The organism is Aliivibrio sp. A6 (assembly GCF_028765505.1).
GTDB classification, from domain to species: domain Bacteria; phylum Pseudomonadota; class Gammaproteobacteria; order Enterobacterales; family Vibrionaceae; genus Aliivibrio; species Aliivibrio finisterrensis_A.
In genome coordinates this window covers 1-5,875 of record NZ_JARACR010000061.1, presented here as the reverse complement: position 1 = coordinate 5,875, position 5,875 = coordinate 1, and the positions used below count along the sequence as shown (strand labels likewise).

Sequence of the window (5,875 nt, the reverse complement as noted above, 5' to 3'; positions counted from 1 at the left end):
TTATTGAAAACGCAATATTACGATTAATTTGAAATTTCACAGACACCTCATCTCCAACGTTTATTATCCCTTTCCAAAGTAATATCAATCGTAGTAAATAAGTGTTCATCCTATCTGGTTAAAATACTCGATAGTGCCGTTGAAATTTTTGATTGCAGAATAACGACTTATCGAAAATTTCGCCTTGTTCTCAAGTATTTTTCCTACGCAATTATTTAAACAAGCACCTATCCAGAATGGTATTACAACTAATACAGTTATAATCAATAAAATTTCGTTGTATTATCATGCTTGTTCAATGAGCGTTAATGCAGAGTGGAATTGTAGTGATGTTTTGAACTTATTTAATAGTATTAGCTTTTTATTAGAGACGGAGTTCTATAGGAAGGAGATTATTGGATATGTACTTAATTTCAGAACATACCCAATAATAATATTATAGGATTTGATTTAAAATATGATCGGCTTTAATTCGTTTAATACGTTTTATTAAACGTTTTACTTCCGCTGGGTAGCTATTTAGTTTATCTACCTGTTTATAAGAACCTATCAACTGTGTATGCTCTAAGATAACGTCTAGTTCAGCTTGTTTAGTTTCTACAAGTAATTGCTCAGGATCTTGTAATAATAACCCATTCTCAAGATCTAGTTTCCAAGCTCTTGGATTCAGGTTGCTTCCTGTAATTAAAGTATATTCTTTATCAACCCACATACCTTTAAGGTGAAAACTGTTTTTTTCATGTTTCCAAAGGTGAAGAGATAATTGTCTACTCGCTATATATGTTTCATTAGTCTTCGCAAAGTTTCTTAAATTCATCTCATATAAATAAGGTAAGCCTGCGATTGTTTTGAACTCTTCTTCAGGATCTATGTAGAAGTCATTTGCTGTTTTATCGCCAACAATGATTGTTACTTTTACGCCTCGTCGCAGTGCTTTTTTTAGCTCTTTTGCGATAGGTTTAGGGAAGTTAAAGTAAGGTGTGCAAATCGTGATTTCAGATATAGCGGATGCTAGAAGAAGACGAATATAATTATTTAATTTGTTGCCTTTTCGCCCTAAGCCAACAAGAGGTGTAACACCAACCTCACCCTTTTTTCTTAACTGAGAGATAAATTGATAGTTAGCTAAACCTAATTGCTTTCTTAGTTCTTTAATTGCAGGCTTTAATGACTTTGTTTCAGGTCTTTTTTGTTGAGACAAACAATTTACAGCAGGACTAGCAATCAATGTTTTCTTAATGAAAGAAACCATTGAATTAGAAAGGAAAGAATTATTTAGAACGTGATATCGGTCAAAACGGTATTTATCTTTATGAGCAAGATACACATCGTTTAAGCTTGCACCGCTATAAACAACCGTATCGTCGAAAATAAAGCCTTTAAGATGCAATACACCAAATACTTCTTTATTTCTTACGGGTACACCAAGAACATTTATAGAATGTTCATATTTTTCAGAGAATTCACGATATAGAGCGGCATTACCATCACTTTTTTCTGCACCAATAAGGCCTCGTTGAGCACGATGCCAATCAACAAGAACATTGATATCTAGCGATGGATTTTTTTGTTTCGCTTCATAGAGAGCGGTAAATACTTCTCTACCAGCATCATCATTTTCTAAATATAGTGCAACGATATAGATACGCTGTTGAGCATTTTCTATTTGTTTTAGGAGTTCATACCGAAAATCTGCAGCTGTATGAAGTATCTTAATATTCTCAGGATTTTGAGACAACATTGGAAGCATAGACAGCTGTTCTTTACTTTCTTGAGGTTTTAAATTCATAACCGGTCATTAAATTATCAATATAAGGAGATAGATTTTAGCAAATTTCGAATCTATTGCCGAGAGTAATATCTAATTGTTATGTTTTTTATATACCAAAATATCCAGCTTTTTTCCTCCATGTGTATAACGTTCATATTTTGATGTAATAACGTGAGGAATACTCTCTTTAGCAAGTGTGAAGTTATTCTTAAGATAAAAAGCAGTTAACTGTGGGTCGCATAAGCAGTAACAATGATTTAGAGAAAGAAGTTTTTTTGTTTCATTGATAAGGTAGTTACCTAATTGTTTACCTCTCATTTCTTCAATGATCATCATCCCAGTAAGGAAATGGCAATCTTCATATGTTTTAATTCGTACTGCCCCAATAATTATTTTGTTATTTTCTAGCGCGATAATATCTTCTTTTCCTTTAGGTTTTCCTGAAGGGTAATTTGCTTTATATAGCTTATGGAGTAAAGGAAGGCGCAATTTATCTAAATGAGAAACGGTAAGATTCATTAGTTGTGTTCTATATAGTTTTTGTGGATTAAGTTAGAATGTACTTAATCTAGTCAATTAAATACAGCACTATGAAAATATTATTAAGCAAAGAACTTAAGCCTTATAACAGCTTTTCAATCAACCAAAATGCAGAATTGATACTCCAAGCCGATTCAGTTCAAGATCTCATTGATATTTGGTCTGATGATAAATATTCAGATATGATAAAGCTTCCTTTAGGTGCGGGAAGTAATACATTGTTTTGTAATGCATTTAACGGTGTTGTTGTCTTGAATCGTATTTATGGTAGATCTGTTATAGAAACGGAAGGAGACTACTTCCTTAAGGTGTCAAGCGGTGAAGATTGGCCTAATCTTGTTGAATGGTGCGTTGATAATGGGTTCCCTGGTATTGAAAATTTAGCCATGATCCCTGGCTGTGCAGGCACTGCTCCAATTCAAAATATCGGAGCGTACGGCCTTGAATTAAAAGATGTGTGTGAATCTGTCGAATACTTAGATCTCGATAGCTTACAGATTAAAACACTCCAAAATGCTGATTGCCATTTTGGTTATCGAGAGTCTATCTTTAAACATGAACTTAAAGATAAATGCATAATAACCGCAATAACTCTCCGCTTAGCAAAAAAATGGACCCCGCTTTTATCGTATGGTCCCTTAAGTGCTTTACGCGATAAAACAACAACGACTACTCGAGATGTATTTAATCAAGTTTGTGAAATTAGATGCCAAAAATTACCAGATCCTAAAGTTTTAGGAAATGCCGGTAGCTTCTTTAAAAATCCGATTATTTCAAGTAAACAGTATTGTTCTCTACTTCAATCTTATCCAAACCTACCGGCATACGATGTTGAAGATGGGAAGAAGATTCCTGCTGGGTGGTTAATTGATAATGCGGGCCTCAAAGGATTCAAAATAAATGATGCTCAAGTACATAAAGAACAGGCTTTAGTTTTGATAAATAATGGGCAGGCAACATCAGATGATATTTTAAAATTAGCCCATCATGTAAAACTAACTGTTCTTAATATGTATAATATTGAGCTTGAGCATGAAGTTCGATTTTATGCTGATGGAAAAGAATCCTTTTTATCGGAGTTATTTCATGAAAGATCACACTAAGAAACTAGCAATACTCGATTTACTTAGTGATGGTCAGTTTCATTCAGGTGAGGAACTTGGTGAAGTTTTAAAGATTTCTCGAGCAGCAATAAGTAAACATATAGCAGTCATTCAAGATTGGGGCCTTGAAGTTTATAAGGTTAAAGGAAAAGGCTATGCACTTTCTAATCCCATTGAGCTATTGAATGGAGCATTAATTCATCATGCAAACTTACCTTCTCCTAAATTGCTTGGTGTGATTGATTCTACTAATCAGTATCTTCTTAATAATATGGATACAATTCAAAGTGGCCAATCTTGTTTTGCTGAATATCAAGAGGCTGGTCGAGGAAGGCGAGGGCGTACTTGGGTTTCTCCTTTTGGTTGTAATATTTATTTCTCTTTATATTGGCGGTTAGAAGATGGTCTTGCTGCAACTATGGGATTAAGTTTAGCTATTGGGGTTGCTGTAGTTGATGCATTAGAACGTCTAGGTTGTAGCAATTTAAAGTTAAAGTGGCCTAATGATATTTACTGGAATAACCGTAAGTTAGCGGGTGTTCTTATTGAGCTATCCGCTCAATCTGGCGGGGCTGCACATGTAGTTATTGGGGTAGGGATTAACGTAAATCTTAGCGAAAGATTTGATTCTGCGATCGATCAACCATGGGTGGATTTAAATACTATCTTAGAGAAGAATAATATCCGAAATACGTTAGCGAATGAGTTACTCATTTCATTATTTAATGTGATGAAAGAATTTGAATACTCAGGCTTATCAAGTTTTGTTCATCGATGGAATGAGCTCGATAATTTCAAAAAACAGACAATCTCTCTTCAATTAGGTAATGGTACAGTGACAGGCGTGTGTGAAGGGATCGATCCTCAAGGTGCACTTTTACTTACGGTTAATGATGAAATTAAATCATACAACGGTGGTGAAATATCAATAAAAAAAGCTAGTTATTTTCTGATAGATACCTGATTTATTGAATGGTTTTTTCCTTTAGAAAGAATCAAGTGTGCTCTATTTTTTGTTGGTAATATATTTTCTTCTAGATTGATACCATTAATAGTATCCCAAATGTGCTGAGCCTTATCGATCGACTCCTTTGTAGATAGCTCAGTGTAGTGTGAAAAGTATGAGCCGTTTTCTTTAAAAGCACTTTCCCTTAATTTTAGAAAACGCTCTATGTACCATTCTTTAAGCTGCTCGTGAGAAGCATCAACATAAATTGAAAAGTTTAAAAAGTCAGATACAAAGCGATGATGAAGTTCGTCAGGATAATCATTACTGTTTTGCAGTACATTTAATCCTTCTATAATTAATATATCAGGAGATTCAACAATCTTACGCTCACCAGTAATATTATAGGTTAAATGTGAATACAGAGGCGCAGAGACTGATTTTTTCCCTGATTTTACGTCTGATACAAAAGAGACAAGCGATTGCGTATCGTAAGACTCTGGAAATCCTTTTCTATGCATGATCTTTCTTGCTTTAAGATGTTCATTTGGATAAAGAAAGCCATCAGTTGTTACTAGTTGAGTATCCAAGTTAGGTAACAACTGCTTTAATAATGTTTGTATTATACGAGCGGTTGTGCTTTTACCAACGGCAACACTTCCTGCTATCCCAATGATAAAAGGGGACTTTATATCTTGGTGAGATAAAAATTGCTCCAAGATAATGTTCTTTTCTCTATGACTATCAATATGAAGCTGTAATAGTCGTATTAGTGGTAAATATATTTCGGTTACCTCATCTATATTTATATTTTCATTAATACCACGCAGGCTTGTTAACTCTTTTTCTGTGAGTGTCATAGGAGTTGATTTCCGTAATTCAGCCCAACGATCACGAGTAAAGGTTAAATAAGAGTTCACATGATTTACCTAGTAGATTAATGAGTGCTGAACAATACAATAAGGCGGAATAAGAAAAAAGTAGTCTCATCACTTTTCAGGTGTGCTTTTGACAATATAGGCAATTTTTGGCGCGAAAAAGCAAAAAAAAACGTTTTATTTGAATTTTCAGTTGCATGATATTTCCAGATTAACTAGAATGCGCACCAATTGTGCCGACTTAGCTCAGTAGGTAGAGCAACTGACTTGTAATCAGTAGGTCACCAGTTCGACTCCGGTAGTCGGCACCATCTTATTTTCTTTATTTAATACAAAAAGAATTTAAGATTAAAATTTGGAGGGGTTCCCGAGTGGCCAAAGGGAGCAGACTGTAAATCTGCCGCGAAAGCTTCGATGGTTCGAATCCGTCCCCCTCCACCATATTCAAGGTAAAATAGCTCAGTCGAGTTACATTGCGTGCATCGTATAATGGCTATTACCTCAGCCTTCCAAGCTGATGATGCGGGTTCGATTCCCGCTGCACGCTCCATCTCCTATTTTCCTTTATATTTCAAATGTATTTTATTGGTTACGTGGTCATTTATAACCACCAATGCCGTACCTAGAGGGACTATCA

Annotated in this window: 5 protein-coding genes and 3 tRNA genes; 5 read left to right on the top strand and 3 right to left on the bottom strand. The window is 34.9% G+C overall.

What is annotated here, in order from left to right; translation table 11 throughout:
* Positions 1 to 436: 436 nt before the first annotated feature.
* Entirely contained in the window at positions 437 to 1,789 is a 1,353-nt protein-coding gene (gene pssA, locus PVK70_RS18395; RefSeq protein ID WP_130049412.1) for a CDP-diacylglycerol--serine O-phosphatidyltransferase, read from the bottom strand.
* A 72-nt stretch (positions 1,790 to 1,861) separates the two neighbouring features.
* Positions 1,862 to 2,290 (bottom strand): GNAT family N-acetyltransferase, encoded by a 429-nt coding sequence (locus PVK70_RS18390; protein ID WP_130049411.1) that lies wholly within the window; start codon positions 2,288 to 2,290, stop codon positions 1,862 to 1,864.
* Positions 2,291 to 2,361: 71 nt separating this feature from the next.
* Between PVK70_RS18390 and murB the strand changes: the two genes are divergently transcribed.
* Entirely contained in the window at positions 2,362 to 3,414 is a 1,053-nt protein-coding gene (gene murB, locus PVK70_RS18385) for a UDP-N-acetylmuramate dehydrogenase (protein WP_130049410.1), read from the top strand.
* The gene (gene birA / locus PVK70_RS18380; RefSeq protein ID WP_130049409.1) at positions 3,398 to 4,378 is read left to right on the top strand and encodes a bifunctional biotin--[acetyl-CoA-carboxylase] ligase/biotin operon repressor BirA; all 981 of its coding nucleotides are present in this window, start codon (positions 3,398 to 3,400) and stop codon (positions 4,376 to 4,378) included. The genes murB and birA overlap by 17 nt, the downstream gene beginning before the upstream one ends.
* Here birA and coaA read toward each other — a convergent pair.
* Positions 4,357 to 5,280, bottom strand: coding sequence for a type I pantothenate kinase (coaA, locus tag PVK70_RS18375; RefSeq protein ID WP_130049408.1), 924 nt, complete (start codon positions 5,278 to 5,280; stop codon positions 4,357 to 4,359). The genes birA and coaA overlap by 22 nt on opposite strands.
* Positions 5,281 to 5,473: 193 nt before the next feature.
* On the opposite strand from coaA, the gene PVK70_RS18370 reads away from it, so the two are divergent.
* From PVK70_RS18370 to PVK70_RS18360, 3 genes are all read left to right on the top strand, one after another.
* Positions 5,474 to 5,549, top strand: a tRNA-Thr gene (locus PVK70_RS18370).
* A gap of 46 nt (positions 5,550 to 5,595) precedes the next feature.
* Positions 5,596 to 5,679 (top strand) — tRNA-Tyr (locus PVK70_RS18365).
* A 34-nt stretch (positions 5,680 to 5,713) separates the two neighbouring features.
* Positions 5,714 to 5,788, top strand: a tRNA-Gly gene (locus tag PVK70_RS18360).
* The last annotated feature ends 87 nt before the right edge of the window (positions 5,789 to 5,875 follow it).

Bases quoted from the DNA above. Each gene is read 5' to 3' on its own strand.
- pssA (WP_130049412.1), bottom strand. From the start codon at position 1,789: ATGAATTTAAAACCTCAAGAAAGTAAAGAACAGCTGTCTATGCTTCCA.
- PVK70_RS18390 (WP_130049411.1), bottom strand. From the start codon at position 2,290: ATGAATCTTACCGTTTCTCATTTAGATAAATTGCGCCTTCCTTTACTC.
- murB (WP_130049410.1), top strand. From the start codon at position 2,362: ATGAAAATATTATTAAGCAAAGAACTTAAGCCTTATAACAGCTTTTCA.
- birA (WP_130049409.1), top strand. From the start codon at position 3,398: ATGAAAGATCACACTAAGAAACTAGCAATACTCGATTTACTTAGTGAT.